20 protein-coding genes and 1 tRNA gene are annotated in these 15,259 nt (G+C 67.2%); 10 read left to right on the forward strand and 11 right to left on the reverse strand.

Annotated features, from left to right (window positions below; translation table 11 throughout):
• Positions 1 to 9 precede the first annotated feature (9 nt).
• Both ASE67_RS12735 and cpdR read right to left on the reverse strand, forming a co-directional pair.
• Positions 10 to 84 (reverse strand) — tRNA-Val (locus tag ASE67_RS12735).
• Positions 85 to 158: 74 nt separating this feature from the next.
• Positions 159 to 536: a cell cycle two-component system response regulator CpdR gene (cpdR, locus tag ASE67_RS12740; protein ID WP_055761907.1), complete on the reverse strand. Its 378-nt coding sequence runs from the start codon at positions 534 to 536 to the stop codon at positions 159 to 161.
• 100 nt (positions 537 to 636) lie between these two features.
• Here cpdR and ASE67_RS12745 point away from each other — a divergent pair, with 100 nt between their 5' ends.
• Positions 637 to 1,503 (forward strand): N-formylglutamate amidohydrolase, encoded by an 867-nt coding sequence (locus ASE67_RS12745; RefSeq protein WP_055761910.1) that lies wholly within the window; start codon positions 637 to 639, stop codon positions 1,501 to 1,503.
• A 187-nt stretch (positions 1,504 to 1,690) separates the two neighbouring features.
• On the opposite strand, the gene ASE67_RS12750 is transcribed toward ASE67_RS12745, so the two are convergent.
• The 3 genes from ASE67_RS12750 to ASE67_RS12760 all read right to left on the reverse strand — a co-directional run bounded on the left by ASE67_RS12750 (position 1,691) and on the right by ASE67_RS12760 (position 4,536).
• Positions 1,691 to 2,224: a cytochrome b gene (locus tag ASE67_RS12750; protein ID WP_055761917.1), complete on the reverse strand. Its 534-nt coding sequence runs from the start codon at positions 2,222 to 2,224 to the stop codon at positions 1,691 to 1,693.
• The gene (locus ASE67_RS12755) at positions 2,224 to 3,009 is read right to left on the reverse strand and encodes a SapC family protein (RefSeq protein WP_055761920.1); all 786 of its coding nucleotides are present in this window, start codon (positions 3,007 to 3,009) and stop codon (positions 2,224 to 2,226) included. The genes ASE67_RS12750 and ASE67_RS12755 overlap by 1 nt, the downstream gene beginning before the upstream one ends.
• A gap of 84 nt (positions 3,010 to 3,093) precedes the next feature.
• The gene (locus tag ASE67_RS12760) at positions 3,094 to 4,536 is read right to left on the reverse strand and encodes an FAD-binding oxidoreductase (protein ID WP_055761923.1); all 1,443 of its coding nucleotides are present in this window, start codon (positions 4,534 to 4,536) and stop codon (positions 3,094 to 3,096) included.
• Between the two features lie 106 nt (positions 4,537 to 4,642).
• On the opposite strand from ASE67_RS12760, the gene ASE67_RS12765 reads away from it, so the two are divergent.
• The 4 genes from ASE67_RS12765 to ASE67_RS12780 all read left to right on the forward strand — a co-directional run bounded on the left by ASE67_RS12765 (position 4,643) and on the right by ASE67_RS12780 (position 8,288).
• Positions 4,643 to 5,092 (forward strand): hypothetical protein, encoded by a 450-nt coding sequence (locus tag ASE67_RS12765; protein ID WP_156348610.1) that lies wholly within the window; start codon positions 4,643 to 4,645, stop codon positions 5,090 to 5,092.
• Between the two features lie 229 nt (positions 5,093 to 5,321).
• On the forward strand, positions 5,322 to 6,800 hold the full coding sequence (locus ASE67_RS12770) for a DEAD/DEAH box helicase (protein ID WP_055761929.1): 1,479 nt from the start codon (positions 5,322 to 5,324) through the stop codon (positions 6,798 to 6,800).
• A 4-nt stretch (positions 6,801 to 6,804) separates the two neighbouring features.
• Positions 6,805 to 7,011: a DUF1289 domain-containing protein gene (locus ASE67_RS12775; RefSeq protein ID WP_055761931.1), complete on the forward strand. Its 207-nt coding sequence runs from the start codon at positions 6,805 to 6,807 to the stop codon at positions 7,009 to 7,011.
• Between the two features lie 65 nt (positions 7,012 to 7,076).
• Positions 7,077 to 8,288 carry an SDR family oxidoreductase gene (locus ASE67_RS12780; protein ID WP_055761934.1) on the forward strand — a complete coding sequence of 404 codons (1,212 nt, stop codon included), beginning with the start codon at positions 7,077 to 7,079 and terminating at the stop codon, positions 8,286 to 8,288.
• A 78-nt stretch (positions 8,289 to 8,366) separates the two neighbouring features.
• Here the strand turns inward: ASE67_RS12780 and gmk are convergent, their stop codons facing one another.
• The 6 genes from gmk to ASE67_RS12810 form a co-directional block, all read right to left on the reverse strand.
• Positions 8,367 to 9,029 (reverse strand): guanylate kinase, encoded by a 663-nt coding sequence (gmk, locus tag ASE67_RS12785; protein WP_055761937.1) that lies wholly within the window; start codon positions 9,027 to 9,029, stop codon positions 8,367 to 8,369.
• Positions 9,030 to 9,188: 159 nt separating this feature from the next.
• Positions 9,189 to 9,395 (reverse strand): hypothetical protein, encoded by a 207-nt coding sequence (locus ASE67_RS12790; RefSeq protein WP_055761940.1) that lies wholly within the window; start codon positions 9,393 to 9,395, stop codon positions 9,189 to 9,191.
• Positions 9,392 to 9,610 (reverse strand): hypothetical protein, encoded by a 219-nt coding sequence (locus tag ASE67_RS12795; protein WP_055761943.1) that lies wholly within the window; start codon positions 9,608 to 9,610, stop codon positions 9,392 to 9,394. Before ASE67_RS12795 ends, ASE67_RS12790 begins: the two co-directional genes overlap by 4 nt.
• 246 nt (positions 9,611 to 9,856) lie before the next feature.
• Positions 9,857 to 11,242 (reverse strand): class II fumarate hydratase, encoded by a 1,386-nt coding sequence (fumC, locus tag ASE67_RS12800; protein ID WP_055761946.1) that lies wholly within the window; start codon positions 11,240 to 11,242, stop codon positions 9,857 to 9,859.
• 23 nt (positions 11,243 to 11,265) lie between these two features.
• Positions 11,266 to 11,682: a GNAT family N-acetyltransferase gene (locus tag ASE67_RS12805; RefSeq protein ID WP_055761949.1), complete on the reverse strand. Its 417-nt coding sequence runs from the start codon at positions 11,680 to 11,682 to the stop codon at positions 11,266 to 11,268.
• Positions 11,679 to 12,161, reverse strand: coding sequence for an SspB family protein (locus ASE67_RS12810; RefSeq protein WP_055761952.1), 483 nt, complete (start codon positions 12,159 to 12,161; stop codon positions 11,679 to 11,681). Before ASE67_RS12810 ends, ASE67_RS12805 begins: the two co-directional genes overlap by 4 nt.
• Before the next feature lie 81 nt (positions 12,162 to 12,242).
• Here ASE67_RS12810 and hisB point away from each other — a divergent pair, with 81 nt between their 5' ends.
• The 5 genes from hisB to hisF are packed head-to-tail and all read left to right on the forward strand — an operon-like array spanning position 12,243 to position 15,207.
• Positions 12,243 to 12,830, forward strand: coding sequence for an imidazoleglycerol-phosphate dehydratase HisB (gene hisB, locus ASE67_RS12815; protein WP_055762863.1), 588 nt, complete (start codon positions 12,243 to 12,245; stop codon positions 12,828 to 12,830).
• 1 nt (position 12,831) lies between these two features.
• Positions 12,832 to 13,137 (forward strand): YciI family protein, encoded by a 306-nt coding sequence (locus tag ASE67_RS12820; protein ID WP_200922225.1) that lies wholly within the window; start codon positions 12,832 to 12,834, stop codon positions 13,135 to 13,137.
• The gene (gene hisH / locus ASE67_RS12825; protein WP_055761953.1) at positions 13,134 to 13,733 is read left to right on the forward strand and encodes an imidazole glycerol phosphate synthase subunit HisH; all 600 of its coding nucleotides are present in this window, start codon (positions 13,134 to 13,136) and stop codon (positions 13,731 to 13,733) included. The genes ASE67_RS12820 and hisH overlap by 4 nt, the downstream gene beginning before the upstream one ends.
• Positions 13,721 to 14,449 carry a 1-(5-phosphoribosyl)-5-[(5-phosphoribosylamino)methylideneamino]imidazole-4-carboxamide isomerase gene (hisA, locus tag ASE67_RS12830; protein WP_055761958.1) on the forward strand — a complete coding sequence of 243 codons (729 nt, stop codon included), beginning with the start codon at positions 13,721 to 13,723 and terminating at the stop codon, positions 14,447 to 14,449. The genes hisH and hisA overlap by 13 nt, the downstream gene beginning before the upstream one ends.
• On the forward strand, positions 14,446 to 15,207 hold the full coding sequence (gene hisF, locus ASE67_RS12835) for an imidazole glycerol phosphate synthase subunit HisF (RefSeq protein ID WP_055761961.1): 762 nt from the start codon (positions 14,446 to 14,448) through the stop codon (positions 15,205 to 15,207). Before hisA ends, hisF begins: the two co-directional genes overlap by 4 nt.
• The last annotated feature ends 52 nt before the right edge of the window (positions 15,208 to 15,259 follow it).

The raw sequence follows: 15,259 nt of genomic DNA on the forward strand, positions 1-15,259 counted from the left end.
TTTTCGAAATGGTGGGCGCGGCAAGGATTGAACTTGCGACCCCTGCGATGTCAACACAGTGCTCTACCACTGAGCTACGCGCCCGGCGCTGTCCTTCCGGGGAAGGGAGCGAAACCGGAGACGCGCTGTTAGCCGCGCCGATTCCGCCTGACAAGCCCTTAATTGCTGGTCGGGATTCTTTCTCCCTCGAACAGCCGATCGACCTCCGCCACCAGCTCCCGCAGGTGGAACGGCTTTGACAGGATGCGAGCGTGCGGCACCTGCCGCCCGGCCTTCAGCGTCACCGCAGCAAAGCCGGTGATGAACATCACGCGCAGGTCGGGCACCATCTCCCCGGCCCGCTGCGCCAGTTCGATGCCGTCCATTTCCGGCATCACGATATCGGTCAGCAGCAGGTCGAAAGATTCGGTCTGCAGCAGCGGGATCGCCGCCGTGCCCCGATCCACCGCGCTGACGAAATAGCCGGCACGTTCCAGTGCGCGCGTCAGATATTCGCGCATCACCTGATCGTCCTCGGCCAGCAAGATTCTGAACATCCGACTCCCTTCGATGCCAGCCCCGACCCTAGGCGAGGGTGGTTAACATTTTCCAGCCGGACGCTCGACAAGCGCGACAGGGCGTGATCCTTTGCGACCGATGGAAGCCCCCAACGCCCCGCCCCTGTTCGACCGGTACGGATCGGACGAACCGGCGTCGCCGGTGGTCGTGTCGGTGCCCCATGCCGGGCGCGACTATCCGCAAGCGATGCAGGCGTTGCTGACCATACCGGTCGCGCGGTTGAGCACGCTGGAGGATCGCCATATCGATGCGGTCGCCGGGCTGGTCCGGGGCAAGGAGACGATGTTCGTCGCCCGCCGCCCGCGCGGCTGGATCGACCTCAACCGATCGCCCGATCGCGACCGCGATCCGCAGGTGGATGCCGGCGTCGATCCGCGCAGCTTTGCCGCACAGGCATCGGACAAGGTGCGCAACGGCATCGGGCTGATCCCCCGCCGGGCGGGCGGTGCCGACAATATGTGGCGGCGCAAGCTGAGCGACGCCGAAGTCACGACACGGATCGCGCAGGACCATGCGCCCTATCACGCGGCGCTGAGCGCTGCGCTGGACGCCGCCCGCGCGCGGTTCGGCATTGCGCTACTCCTTGACCTGCATTCGATGCCGCCGCTGCCGGGCGTCACCCCGGCGCAAGTCGTGCTGGGCAATCGCCACGGCCATAGCTGCGCTGCGCTGTTCACCGATCTTGCCGCCGGCATCGTGCGCGACGCCGGGCTGCGCGTGGCGATCAACCATCCCTATGCCGGCGGGTATATCCTGGCCGCCCACGCCCGCCCCCGCGCCGGCATCCATGCGCTCCAGCTGGAAATCGATCGCAGCCTGTATCTCGACGAGCTGCTCGATCGGCCGGGCGCGGGCGTCACGACTACCGCGCGCTGGGTTCGCGCCGCGATCGACGCGCTGGCCGGCGCCGCGCTGGCGACGTCGCACCGCATCGCAGCGGAATAGCCCCAAGAAAAAAGCCACCCCGTGCGGTTGCACGGAGTGGCCAAGGTTCAGGGAGGAGGCGCGTGAAACGCGCCGCACGGTCCAACGAAAGGGGGGACATCGAACCGTGTAACTGCAATCTAGGGAGCGGGTCGGACAGGTTCAAGACCCATTTTGCAGTTGACCGTGACTTTATCGCAACGGCGCGTCAGCGTACCGCGCGGGCCCCCGGCAGCATCCGCGACAGCACCCCGTCGCGCAGCAGGAAATGATGCCGCAGCGCGGCGGCAACGTGCAGCGCGACCAGCCCGGCCATCCCAAATCCGACCACTTCGTGCAGTTCATGCCCCAGATGCGCCGCCGACGACGAAATCGGCAGATAGGGGAGCGGAAACAGCCCGAACCAGTCGAGCGGATAGCGCTTCGCACCCGACACCATCGCCCAGCCGGTAAGCGGCACGAGCAGCAGCAGGACATAGAACAGGACATGCGACGCCTTGGCCGCCGTCCGCTCCCAGGACGCCATTTCCGGCGGGAGCGGCGGCGGGGCGTGGCCCAGCCGCCAGCCGATCCGGCCGATCGTCAGGGCCAGCACGGAGATGCCGATCGCCTTGTGCGCCGACATCGAGCCCCCGACGATGCCGATCCACAGATTGACCAGCACCAGCACGGCGATGATCCAGTGAAACAGGATCGCGCCGCGCGAATAGCGCTGGGCGTGGATCGGCTGGACGGTCACCATCAGAAGGTCGGAACGGCGACGGGCTGCGGCTGCACCTTGCCCTGGCGCATCTGGCGCGCGAACACGTCCCGCATCAGCGACAGCGAGAAGAGGTGGGCGAAGATCAGCGGCAGCATGCCCGACTGCTGCATCTTGCGCAGCTGGTCGCCGCGCAGGTCGTTCAGCTTCTCCTCGGACACCATCTGGAACCCGCGATAGATGAAGGGCTGGTCGTTGCCTTCCTGCTGGATCGCGACTTCGCCATCCATCAGCAGGCCCAGGTCCTTGATCTCCTTCATGAACATGCCGGTGCGCTGCCCGGCCTGCTCGAACTGCTCGTTGAAGGCGAGGATCTGCTTTGTCACTTCGCTCGGCTGGTCACCGTCGAACAGCGGCTCGCCATCTTCGAACGGGCCAACGACGTCCGACGTCGGGTCGAAGCACAGCGACAGGTCCTCCGATTCGGGACGCAGGCGCGCGAGCAGATAGGGATAGCGGCGGATATAGGCCGGGATATAGGTTTCCGGGTCGATCAGCCGGCCTTCGTCGTCCATGAAGGTGTTGACGCCTTCGTTCAGGCCCATCAGCGCCAGCGGCACGGGATCGTCACCGACCGAGAACACGATCGGCATCCGGCGCTGCACCAGCGGGAATTCCTCGACCGTTACGGGAATCGCGTGCTGCCCGACCAGGAACGGCGCGGTCTCGCTCGCGCGGACCTTCCAGTTGCCATGGGTCTGGCTCGAAAGCGGTTCGAGCTGGTTGTAGAACAGCGGAAGCGATTGATTCTGCGGCGCGCTGGCCATTTCAGGGTCTCCAGATACTCTATAGTCGGCCCGGTCATACCATGCCGGACGGCCGCCCCCCCGGGCGAGCCTCGGGAGCAACGTCTATGGATTGGCGGTGCGCGGCGCAAGCGATACGAGCTTGCCGGGATTGAACAGGCCGCGCGGGTCCAGCCCGGCCTTGATCGCGCGCAACGCCGCCAGCCGCGCCGGTGGCCCGAGCCGCTCCAGTTCGCCGAGCTTCATCTGCCCGATGCCATGTTCCGCCGAGATCGATCCGCCCGCCGCGCTCACCGCATCATGGACGAAGCGGGTGACGACCGGCGCATCCTCGGCATACCAGCGCGCCGGATCGACGCCGGCAGGCGCGCGGACGTGGAAATGGACATTGCCGTCGCCCAGATGGCCGAAGGCGGTGGCGTGGGTGCCGGGAAACTGTGCCTCGGCCGCCCGCGCGGCCTCCACCATGAAGCGCGGCATCGTGTCGACCGGGACCGAGATATCGTGCTGTACCGCCGGCCCGGTCGATTTTTCCGCCGCCGACAGCGAATCACGCAGCGTCCAGAATGCCTCGGCCTGCGCCTCACTGCTTGCCAGCACCGCGTCCGCCACCAGCCCCGCCTCGATACCGTCTGCCAACAATTGCTCCAGCGGCGGCCCCGGCGGCGATTCGCCGGACGCGGCCACCGCCTCGACCAGCAGCTGCCACGGATGGTCGCCCGACAGCGGTGCGCGCGCGCCGGGCAGATGCGCGACCGCCAGCGCCAGCGTGTCGGCGGGAATGATCTCGAAACTCTCGATCCGGTCGGTCGCCGCCTGCATGGCGCGCAGCAGGTCCAGCCCCGCCTGCGGATCGGTGATCCCGACCCACGCCACCGCCCGCTCGGCAATCGCAGGTACCAGCTTCAGCGTGACGGCGGTGACGATGCCCAGAGTCCCTTCCGCCCCGACCAGCAGCTGCGTCAGGTCATAGCCACGATTGTCCTTGGGGAGCGCGGCCAGCCCGTCATGCACGCTGCCATCGGGCAACACCGCCTCGATCCCCAGCACCAGTCGACGCATATTGCCCCAGCGCAGCACCTGCGTACCGCCGGCATTGGCCGAGGTCAGGCCGCCGATCGTGGCACTCCCCCGCGCGCCCAGCGTCAGCGGGAAACGCTGCCCCGCGTCGGCCGCCGCTTCGTGCAGATGCTGCAGGATCACGCCCGCCTCGGCCACCGCCTGCCCCTCGCCCACCTGGCGGATGCGGTTCAGCCGGCGCAGCGACAGCAGCACCGCCGATCCATCGGCCGGCGGGGTTGCGCCGCCGACCATCGATGTGTTGCCCCCCTGCGGTACCAGCGCGACGCCGTGCCGCCCGGCCAACGCCACCAGCGCGGCGATTTGGCCGGTATCCGCCGGTTCGAACAACGCGGCGCTGGCCCCATGATAGCGCCCGCGCCAGTCGGTCAGCCACGGCGCGATCCGGTCGGCATCGGTGGTCACGATCCGGTCGCCAAACGCGCTGCGGGCGTCGGCGACCATGGCGGCGATGGCTGCGGTCGTCATCTAAACGGGTTAGCATCCCGCTCCCCCTTGCCGCCAGTTCATCTGAGGTTAAATTCCATCGTAGGATGATCCCAACGTGACCGCCCTGCCGCTTTCCGCAGCGACCATGATGTTGCTCCTGCTCGCTTTGCCCGGCGCGGCGCAGCGTCGTCCCGTCGACACCCCGCCGGCGGTGACCACCGTGCGGACCGAAGTGCGGGTGCAACGGGTGATCCTGCGCGTGCCGCGCGCGCCGTTCGCCCCGGTCGCCTATAGCGCCCCGCGCGCGCTGCCGCCGATCCAGTGGGTCGAAAAGCGCACCGACCGCTGCGTGCCGCTGCAAAATCTCGCGGCGGTAACGATCAACCGCACCGACAGCGTCGACCTGCTGCTCAGCAGCGGCGGCCGGGTCCGTGCGCGTCTGGCCGACGATTGCCCGTCGCTCGATTTCGTGTCGGGCCTGTATATCCGGCCCAGCGGCGACGGCCGAATGTGCGCGTCGCGCGACGTCATCCGCTCGCGTTCGGGCGGCCAGTGCCGCATCGCCGCGTTCCGGGCGCTCGTACCGGCGCGCTAGATTAGATTCGCTCGCGGGGATGCGGTGCCGGCCCGCTCCCCCACCCGGCCACCCACACGGTATCATCGATGGGTGGCCGGGTGGGGGAGCGGGCCGGCACCGTCTGATCCAGTCTCTCTGGATCAAACACCACCCATCCGAAAACTTGACTTTTCCGGCGTTTTTCGCGAGGGGCCGTCGGATATATCAGGAGCGCGGACCAGTTGCGTTCCCCAGCCATGGAACCGCAATGACCTTTGCCGATCTCGGCCTGTCCGACGAACTGCTGCGTTCCGTCAATGATTCGGGCTATACCGAACCTACCCCGATCCAGGCGGCGGCGATTCCGTCGGTGCTGATGATGCGCGATCTGGTCGCCATCGCCCAGACCGGCACCGGCAAGACCGCATCCTTCGTGCTGCCGATGATCGACATTCTGGCGCAGGGGCGCAGCCGCGCGCGCATGCCGCGCTCGCTGATCCTCGAACCCACGCGCGAACTGGCGGCGCAGGTTGCCGAGAATTTTGAAAAGTACGGCGCCAATCACAAGCTATCGATGGCGTTGCTGATCGGCGGCGTGTCGATGGGTGACCAGCTGGCGGCACTCGAAAAGGGCGTCGACGTCCTGATTGCGACGCCGGGCCGGCTGATGGACCTGTTCACCCGCGGCAAGATCCTGCTGACCGGCTGTTCGATGCTGGTCATCGACGAAGCCGACCGCATGCTCGACATGGGGTTCATCCCCGACATCGAGGAAATCTGCACCAAGCTGCCCAAGCAGCGCCAGACCCTGCTGTTCTCGGCCACCATGCCGCCGCCGATCAAGAAGCTGGCCGACAAGTTCCTCGACAATCCCAAGACGATCGAGGTGTCGCGCCCGGCATCGACCAACCTCAACATCGCCCAGCATGTCGTGCCGGTGACTGCCGCCAAGAAGCGCGACGTACTGCGGCAGCTGCTGGCGACCGAAGAGGTCCGCAACGCGATCATCTTCTGCAACCGCAAGACGACCGTGCGCGAACTGAACAAGGTGCTGCAGCGCGCCCGCTTCCGCTCGGCCGAAATCCATGGCGACATGGACCAGTCGTCGCGGATCGCCGAACTGGAACGCTTCAAGTCGGGTGACGTCACGATCCTCGTCGCGTCCGACGTCGCCGCACGCGGATTGGACGTGAAGGGCGTCAGCCACGTCTTCAACTTCGACGCGCCGTGGCACCCGGACGATTATGTCCATCGCATCGGCCGCACCGGACGCGGTGGTGCGACCGGCATCGCCTATACGCTGGTGACGCCCGACGATGCCGAGAACATCGCCAATATCGAAAAGCTGACTGGTCAGAAGATCCCGGTGCTCGACCTGGGCAATGCCCCGGCCGAGGTCGTGGCCGAGCCGGAAGCGGCACCGGTCGAGGAGGCCCCGCGTCGTGGCCGCCGTCGTCCCGCCGCCGAGGTGGACGCGGCGCCGGCGCGCGAGCGCAGCGAACGCCCCGCCCGTGCCGAGCGTGAGGAACGCCCGGCACGCGCCGAGCGCGAGCAACAGCCCGCCCGCGAGGAACGGCCTGCGCGCGAAGAACGCCGCCCCCGCCGCGACCGCGAGGAGCGTTCCGACGACCGCTACGACCAGCGTCGCGACGAACGCCCCGCCCGCTATGTCCAGCAGGATGCGGTCGAGGACGGCGCATGGAACGGCCCGGTGCCCGCCTTCCTGAATGTCCGCATCCCCGGCTGATCCGGTGGCTGACGACCCGTTCGAAACGGTCGCCGTGCAGGCGATCGAAAGCCCGTGCGTACTGGTCTGCTCGATCGATATCGCCACCGGCTGGTGCCTTGGGTGTGGACGGACGCGGGATGAAATCGCCCGCTGGACCACGATCGACGCCGATGCCCGCCGCGTGGTGATGGCCACGCTGCCCGAACGGATGGCCGTTCTGGAGCAATAGCCGGGCGGACCCCGGGGTGGGATCGTGCGTTGAGCGCGCGACCTTTCAGCCCCCGGAGTATCGTCATGGCCGTTACGCTCAAGCCGCTATCCGAACAGACTCTCGTTATCACCGGTGCCTCGTCCGGCATCGGCCTGGCCACCGCCCGCCGCGCCGCGCGCGAGGGTGCGAAGGTCCTGCTGGTGGCGCGCAACGAAGACGCGCTGCGTGAAGCGGTCGAGGGCATCCGGCTGCGCGGCGGCAAGGCCGACCATCTCGCCATCGACGTGACCGCCGCCGATGCGCCCGAGCAGATCGGAGCGAAGGCGCGCGAGGTGTTCGGCGGGTTCGATACCTGGGTCAACGACGCCGCCGTCGCGCTTTATGCCCGGCTGGCGGACACCAGTGTCGAGGAACAGCGCCGCCTATTCGACGTCGGCTATTTCGCGATGGTCGCCGCATCGCTCTATGCCGCGCGCGAACTGGCCGCGCGGGGTGGCGGCGCGATCGTCAATATCGGGTCGATCCTGTCCGATCGCTCGGTTCCGGTGCAGGGTGCGTATAGCGCCATGAAGCACGCCGTGCAGGGTTTCACCGATGCCTTCCGCATGGAACTGGAAGCCGATGGCAAGCCGGTGTCGGTGACGCTGGTCAAGCCGGCGGCGATCGACACCCCCTATCCCGAACATGCCCGCAACCGGATGGACCAGCCCGCGCGCGTGCCCCCGGTCGTCTATGACCCCGAACTGGTGGCCAAGGCGATCTGCTTCGCCGCCGCGCACCCGAAACGCGACCTGAGCGTGGGCGGCACCGGCATGGCGATGACCAGGATCAGCAACCTGCTGCCGCGCAGCGCCGACCGCTTCATGGAAAAATTCTTCAAGGAAGACGCACAGTCGACCGACACGCCGGCAGCGCCGGGCACGCAGGACAATCTGTTCCGCCCCCGCGCCGATGGCCGTACCCGGTCGAACCAGGACCAGTATGTCCGCAAACAGAGCCTCGCGCTCGAGGCGCAGATGCGGCCGTGGACGACTGCGGCGGTGCTGGGCGGGATCGGTGTCGCGGCCGGCCTGCTGCTGTCGCTGCGCGGATCGACGCCGCGTCGTCCGGCGGAGGGCCCCAAGCTGCTGCCGCCGCCGCGTGGCGATCAGGCGGACGGCACCGATGCCCGCGCGTCCCATGCCGCACGGATCGTCGATGCGGGGACGGTTCCGGGCGAGCCGGTATTCTCGGAAAAGCCCGCAGGTGCAGCAGTTGCGCCAAATGCGGCCGACATCAAGGTCGCCCACCCCTGAAGGTGTGCCCCGCTGTTCGCATCGTCACCCCGGACCTGATCCGGGGTGGCGTTCTTACATCGGACAGTCGGGCAGGGCTTATTCCCCCGGCCCGCGCATCAGCTTGCGGATGAATCCGATGACCCCGGTCTGGCGCGACCGGCGCAGGCGTTCGGCGGCGAGGATCGTCTGCACCTTGCGGAAGCACGCCTCGACGTCGTCGTTGACCAGCACATAGTCATAGCCGTCCCAGTGGCTGACCTCGGCTGCGGCGCGCGCCATGCGCCCTTCGATCACCTCGGCGCTGTCGGTGTTGCGCGACACCAGCCGCTGGCGCAGTTCGGCCATCGACGGCGGCAGGATGAACACCCGCACCACGTCGCCGCCCGCGATCTGGAACAGCTGCTGCGCACCCTGCCAGTCGATGTCGAACAGCACGTCCTTGCCCGCGCTCAGCATCGCCTCGACCGCCGCGCGCGGCGTGCCGTAGCGGTTGTCAAACACATGCGCCCATTCGAGGAATTCATGGTCGGCGACCATGCGGCGGAATTCCTCGAGGTCGACGAAGTGATATTCCTTGCCGTCGGTCTCGCCGGGCCGGGGGCCGCGAGTCGTCGCCGATACCGACATCGACAGGTCGTCCTCGGCCGCGAGCAGCTTGCGCGCGATGGTCGATTTGCCCGCACCGGAGGGCGAGGACAGGACGAACAACACGCCGCGGCGCTTGAAGCCGTGGAGGTCGGGGTCTGGCAGATGGCTCATGGACCGGCCTATTCGCGCGGGCAGACGCGCGGCGTCAAGGGGCGACGGCACAAAGCCATCGCCCCTTGCTCTTGGTCCACGGAATGTGGAGGTCTATCCGGCCGGTCACGGGCGGCCCCGTCCGGCACCGGTTCGCCATTGCGGCGAACCGGGCATTCGTCAGTAGCCGCGTCGCATCTTGTCCAGCTTGCGCCGGTCATATGCCTTCTTGGCCGCATAGCTGCCGCCGAGAATCATGCCCAGCGGCCCCATCCGGCGCATCACGGCGCCAGCGGCCCAGCCCATCGCAGCACCCTTCACACCACCACGTCCATCGCGGCGATCCATCTGACGCCCGACAAGCGCGCCGATAATCCGTCCGATCATGCTGCATCCTCCGTTTCGAAGAGTTGTTCCTTCAGCTCGGCCGCACCGCGCAAGACGGCCCAGCCGACGGCATAGGTTATCGCCATCGGAATCGTGACTTTCAGGACGTTGGCGATGATGGCACCCTTGATTGCGCCATCGACGCTCGAATCGTCATCGCCACTCATCTTGTCGATCGCGGCACCGACCAGTGCCCCTATCGTCGTCGCACCCATGGTTTCCCTCGCTGGAGTTATACAGATACAGCGCAGGAACGGCCGGGATGTTCCCTGTCGCGACACTACCGTTCGCAGGCATTCGCGCCATCGCCGACGCCAAAGTTCACAAAGTTCACACTCGCCACGTTTTCGCGGCCTCACGCATCACGATCGTCAAACCACGTCAGACTGCTCGAAGGACAACACCCCCAGCAGGCAGCATGGCATCCACCCACCATGTAGGAAAGCGGTCGGCGATCGGCGCTATCCGACCATCGTTTCCGGCCGGACCAGTCGGTCGAACGTCCCCTCGTCGACCAGCCCGAGCGCCAGCCCGGCCTCTCGCAGCGTCAACCCTTCGGCGTGCGCGTGCTTGGCGATCTTCGCGGCGTTGTCATAACCGATCTCGGGCGCCAGCGCGGTGACCAGCATCAGGCTGCGTTCGACCAATTCGCCGATGCGTGCGCGGTTCGGCTCGATCCCGTCGACGCAGCGTGTGGCGAAACTGACCATGCCGATGCCGAGCAGATCGATCGAGCGCAGCACCGCCGCACCGATCAGCGGCTTGAAGACATTGAGTTCCAGATGCCCCTGCATGCCGCCGACCGTTACCGACAGGTGGTTGCCCATCACCTGTGCCGCGACCATCGTCAGCATCTCGCACTGGGTCGGATTAACCTTGCCCGGCATGATCGAACTGCCCGGTTCGTTGGCCGGCAGGTCGAGTTCGCCCAGCCCCGAACGCGGTCCCGATCCCAGCAGGCGGATATCGTTGGCGATCTTGGTCAGCGCGACAGCCAGCGTGTTGAGCGTGCCTGACAACTGCACCAGCGGGTCGTTCGACGCCAGCGCCTCGAACTTGTTGGGTGCGGTGACGAAGGCATGGCCGGTGATCGATGCGATCTCCGCCGCGACGCCCTCGGCAAAACCGGGTGCGGCGTTCAGACCGGTGCCAACCGCCGTTCCGCCTTGCGCCAGGCGCAACAGATCGCCCTCAGCCGCCTGCAACCGGCGCTTCGCATCGCGCAGTTGCGCACCATAGCCCGAAAATTCCTGGCCCAGCGTCAGCGGCGTCGCGTCCTGCAAATGGGTGCGGCCGATCTTGACGATATCGGCCCAGTCCTGCGCCTTCGCCTCCAGCGATCCGGCCAGCCGGTCGAGCGCCGGGAGCAGGTCGCGGTTCAGCGCCACGACCGCCGCGACGTGCAGCGCGGTCGGGAAGCTGTCGTTCGACGACTGGCCCATATTCACATGGTCGTTGGGGTGGACCGGCACCTTGCCGCCACGGACACTGGTCAGCGCTTCATTGGCGCGGCCGGCGATCACTTCGTTGACGTTCATGTTCGACTGGGTACCGCTGCCGGTCTGCCAGATGACCAGCGGGAACTGGTCGTCGAGCTTTCCCGCGATCACCTCGCCCGCTGCCGCCTTGATCGCATCGGCGATGTTGGCATCGAGACCATGCGCCCGGTTCACCCGCGCCGCCGCCTGCTTCACGATGGCGAGCGCGTGGACGATGCCGATCGGCATGCGTTCGGACGGCGGAAAGGGGAAATTCTCGATCGATCGTTCGGTCTGCGCCCCCCAATAGGCGGCGGCGGGAACCTCGACAGCGCCGATCGAGTCGGTTTCGGTACGGGTATCGGTCATGCCGACCAAAACCCGTGGCCGCGTCAGTCGATCCGTTTCGACAGGAAGAAGCGCGCATGCCCCGGTGGAAAATCGTCGATCGTTCCGAACTGCGCAAAGCCCAGCTTTTCGTAGAAGCCGCGCGCCTGAAAGCTGAAGGTGTCGAGCCACATGCCGATGCACCCCGCGTCGCGCGCAAGGGTCTCGGCCTGCTGCATCAGGTCGCGGCCGATCCCCTGCCCCTTATGCTCGGGCGCGATCGCCAGGAATTCGACGAACAGCCAGCGATAGCCGATCTTGCCGTACAGCCCGCCGGTGATCGTGCCCGCCGCGTCGCGCAAGACGATCGCGACCTGCCGCCGCTCGGTCGGCCCGACCGAGGCGTCGTTATGCGCGGACAGGATGCGCAGAATCGCCTCGCGCTCTACCTCGCTTGGGGACGCGACGACCTCGATCGTCACTTCTTGCGCTTGAAGTCCACGGCGACGACGTTCGACCCGTCCTCGCTCACCGCGATCGGGGCGTCGTTTTCGGGCGGATCATGCGGTTCGGGTTCGTCGCCCGGCTCGTCGTTCGCCTGGAACCGCAGTTCGAAATTGACCGCCGGATCGTGGAAGCCGGTGATCGCGGCATAGGGGATGACCAGCGTCGACGGGATGCCGCCAAAGCTAAGCCCCACCGAGAAGCGCTCGGCATCGACGGTCAGGTCCCAGAAGCGATGCTGGATGACGATCGTCATTTCATCGGGGAAGCGTTCGATCAGCCGCTTGGGGATATCGACCCCCGGTGCCTGCGTCTTGAACGTGATATAGAAGTGATGCTCGCCGGGCAGCGCGCCGGTGGCGGAGACCTGCCCCAGGACGCGACCGACTACGGCGCGCAGGGCTTCCTGGACGATCTCGTCATACGGGATCAGGCTGTCGGCGACGGTCTGGCTCATGGCGCCCTTGGGTAGCGGCGTTTGACGGGGCGTCAAGATTCGTTGCGTTGCATGGGCGTCGCCAAGCGCTATGAGACGGCCATGCGCACCGCCACCATCGCCCGCAAGACCAGCGAGACGTCGATCGACGTCACGGTCAACCTCGACGGTACCGGCATCTACGACGTGTCGACCGGGGTCGGATTCTTCGACCATATGCTCGAACAATTGTCGCGCCATTCGCTGATCGACCTGACCGTGCGGACGGTCGGCGACCTGCATATCGACGCGCACCATACGGTCGAGGATACCGGCATCGCCATCGGCGAGGCGTTCGCCAAGGCGCTGGGCGACAAGCGCGGCATCCGCCGCTATGGCGACGCGCTGTCGCCGATGGACGAGACGCTGACCCGTGTCGCGCTCGACATCTCCGGGCGCCCGTGGCTGGTGTGGAAGGTGCAGTTCACCCAGGCACAGCTGGGTACGATGGATACCGAGATGTTCGGCCATTTCTGCCACAGCTTCGCGCAGGCTGCCGGCATCACGCTGCATGTCGAGACGATCTACGGCACCAACAACCACCATATCGCCGAAAGCATCTTCAAGGGGCTGGCGCGTGCCTTGCGCACCGCCACCGAGATCGACCCGCGCAAGGGCGATGCCATCCCGTCGACCAAGGGAGTGTTGTGACATGGTAGCCCGTTCGATGCAGCCGATGTGCCTGGCGATGCTGACCTATGTGAAGCCGCTGGACGAAGTCGACGTCCACCGCGACGCGCATGTCGCGTGGATCAAGGCGGCGATGGACGCCGGCACCATGCTGCTCGCCGGGCGCCGTACTCCGCCGACCGGCGGCGTGCTGCTGTTTCGGGGTGAAGAGGACGCCGTGCGTGCGCTGGTCGAGACCGATCCGTTCGTCGTCAACGGCGTCGCGACGGTCGAGGTCGTCGCCTTCACCATGACGCTGGCGATGGACCAGATCGGCGACCTGTTTTGATCGCATTGATCGATTACGGTGCGGGCAATCTTCAGTCGGTCGCCAATGCGCTGAACGCCGCCGGTGCGCAGAACCTTTCGATCACCGCCGACCCGGATGCGGTCGCGAAGGCCGACCGGATCGTCCTGCCCGGCGTCGGTGCCTTTGCCGCGTGCATGAACGGGCTGACCGCGATCCCCGGCATGGTCGAGGCGATGCGCGCGCGCGTGCTTGAGGGTGGCGTGCCGTTCCTCGGCGTGTGCGTGGGCATGCAGTTGCTGGCCACCACCGGCGAGGAGTTCGGCAGCCATGCCGGCCTTGGCTGGATCGAGGGCACCGTCCGCCGCCTGCCCGCTTCGCCCGGCATCACCGTGCCGCATATGGGCTGGAACGATGTCGTACCGGCCACACCGCATCCGCTGCTGGTACCCGGCGAAGCCTATTTCCTGCACAGCTATGCGTTCGAGGGCAGCCATGTGCTGGCCACCACCGACCATGGCGGCCCGGTGACCGCGGCGATCGGCCGCGACAACCTGCTGGGCGTGCAGTTCCACCCCGAAAAAAGCCAGCGCTATGGATTGGCGCTGCTGGAGAGGTTTCTCGCATGGCGTCCTTGATCGTCTTTCCTGCCATCGACCTGAAAGGCGGACAGGTCGTCCGTCTGGCCGAGGGCGATATGGACCGCGCCACCGTCTATGGCGACGATCCCGCGCACCAGGCGACGTTGTTCGCCGATGCCGGTGCGGACCATCTGCACGTCGTCGACCTCGACGGGGCGTTCGCCGGGCAATCGGTGAACGGCGATGCGGTCGCCGGCATCCTGAAGGCGTTTCCGGGCCGGGTGCAGTTGGGCGGCGGCATCCGCAATCGCGCAAATGTCGACCGCTGGCTCGACCTGGGTGTTGCGCGGGTGGTGATCGGCACCGCCGCGCTGGAGGACCCCGATTTCGTGCGCGAAGCCGCCGCCGCCTGTCCGGGGCGGATCGTCGTTGCGGTCGATGCGTGGGACGGCATGGTCGCGACGCGCGGCTGGGCGGATGTGTCGACCGTTTCGGTCACCGACCTGGCCCGCCGGTTCGAGGATGCCGGCGTTGCCGCGCTCCTGTTCACCGATGTCGGGCGCGACGGGATGCTGAAGGGCTGCAATGTCGAGGCGACCGCCGCGCTCGCCGCCGCCGTATCGATCCCGGTCATCGCCAGCGGCGGGGTTGCCGGCATCGAGGATATCCACGCGCTGAAGGGCAAGGCCGGGATCGAAGGCGTCATCACCGGCCGCGCGCTGTACGACGGTCGCCTCGACCTGGCCGAAGCGATCCGGGTCGCGACCGCATGACGGTGCGGGCGCGGGTCATCCCCTGTCTCGACGTCCATGCCGGGCGGGTGGTGAAGGGCGTGAACTTCGTCGACCTGCGCGATGCGGGCGATCCGGTCGAACAGGCGCGCGCCTATGACGCCGCCGGTGCCGACGAGCTGACCTTCCTCGACATCGGCGCCAGCCACGAAGGGCGCGACACGATCATCGACGTCGTGCGCCGCACCGCCGAAGTATGCTTCATGCCGCTGACCGTCGGTGGCGGGGTGCGGTCGCCCGACGATGCCCGCGCGCTGCTGCTGGCCGGGGCCGACAAGGTGGCGGTAAATTCCGCCGCCGTGGCGCGTCCCGAACTGGTCGCCGACATCGCCGACCGCTTCGGTAGCCAGTGTGTCACCGCTTCGGTCGATGCGCGCCGGGTCGATGGTCATTGGGAGGTGTTCACCCATGGCGGCAGGCGCGCGACCGGGATCGATGCGGTCGACCATGCGCTGAAGCTGGCGAAGCTGGGCGCTGGCGAGTTGCTGGTGACGTCGATGGACCGCGACGGCACGCGCGATGGCTATGATCTTGACCTGATCCGCACCATCGCCGATGCGGTATCGGTGCCGGTGGTGGCGTCGGGCGGCGTCGGCACGCTCGACCACCTCGTCGCAGGCGTGACGCAGGGCCATGCGAGCGCGGTCTTGGCGGCGTCGATCTTTCATTTCGGCGAGGCATCGGTGGCGGACGCGCACGCGGCGCTGGCGGCGGCGGGGGTGCCGGTGCGGTCGCACTAAAAATCCTCCCCGCCCCGCGGGGAGGTGGACCATCCGCAAGGATGGTGGAGGG

This window comes from Sphingomonas sp. Leaf23 (assembly GCF_001421585.1).
In the GTDB taxonomy this organism is placed as follows: Bacteria; Pseudomonadota; Alphaproteobacteria; order Sphingomonadales; family Sphingomonadaceae; genus Sphingomonas.

Coding starts and splice junctions, on each gene's coding strand:
- cpdR (WP_055761907.1), bottom strand. CDS start 536: ATGTTCAGAATCTTGCTGGCCGAGGACGATCAGGTGATGCGCGAATAT.
- ASE67_RS12745 (WP_055761910.1), top strand. CDS start 637: ATGGAAGCCCCCAACGCCCCGCCCCTGTTCGACCGGTACGGATCGGAC.
- ASE67_RS12750 (WP_055761917.1), bottom strand. CDS start 2,224: ATGGTGACCGTCCAGCCGATCCACGCCCAGCGCTATTCGCGCGGCGCG.
- ASE67_RS12755 (WP_055761920.1), bottom strand. CDS start 3,009: ATGGCCAGCGCGCCGCAGAATCAATCGCTTCCGCTGTTCTACAACCAG.
- ASE67_RS12760 (WP_055761923.1), bottom strand. CDS start 4,536: ATGACGACCGCAGCCATCGCCGCCATGGTCGCCGACGCCCGCAGCGCG.
- ASE67_RS12765 (WP_156348610.1), top strand. CDS start 4,643: ATGATGTTGCTCCTGCTCGCTTTGCCCGGCGCGGCGCAGCGTCGTCCC.
- ASE67_RS12770 (WP_055761929.1), top strand. CDS start 5,322: ATGACCTTTGCCGATCTCGGCCTGTCCGACGAACTGCTGCGTTCCGTC.
- ASE67_RS12780 (WP_055761934.1), top strand. CDS start 7,077: ATGGCCGTTACGCTCAAGCCGCTATCCGAACAGACTCTCGTTATCACC.
- gmk (WP_055761937.1), bottom strand. CDS start 9,029: ATGAGCCATCTGCCAGACCCCGACCTCCACGGCTTCAAGCGCCGCGGC.
- ASE67_RS12790 (WP_055761940.1), bottom strand. CDS start 9,395: ATGATCGGACGGATTATCGGCGCGCTTGTCGGGCGTCAGATGGATCGC.
- ASE67_RS12795 (WP_055761943.1), bottom strand. CDS start 9,610: ATGGGTGCGACGACGATAGGGGCACTGGTCGGTGCCGCGATCGACAAG.
- fumC (WP_055761946.1), bottom strand. CDS start 11,242: ATGACCGATACCCGTACCGAAACCGACTCGATCGGCGCTGTCGAGGTT.
- ASE67_RS12810 (WP_055761952.1), bottom strand. CDS start 12,161: ATGAGCCAGACCGTCGCCGACAGCCTGATCCCGTATGACGAGATCGTC.
- hisB (WP_055762863.1), top strand. CDS start 12,243: ATGCGCACCGCCACCATCGCCCGCAAGACCAGCGAGACGTCGATCGAC.
- ASE67_RS12820 (WP_200922225.1), top strand. CDS start 12,832: ATGGTAGCCCGTTCGATGCAGCCGATGTGCCTGGCGATGCTGACCTAT.
- hisA (WP_055761958.1), top strand. CDS start 13,721: ATGGCGTCCTTGATCGTCTTTCCTGCCATCGACCTGAAAGGCGGACAG.
- hisF (WP_055761961.1), top strand. CDS start 14,446: ATGACGGTGCGGGCGCGGGTCATCCCCTGTCTCGACGTCCATGCCGGG.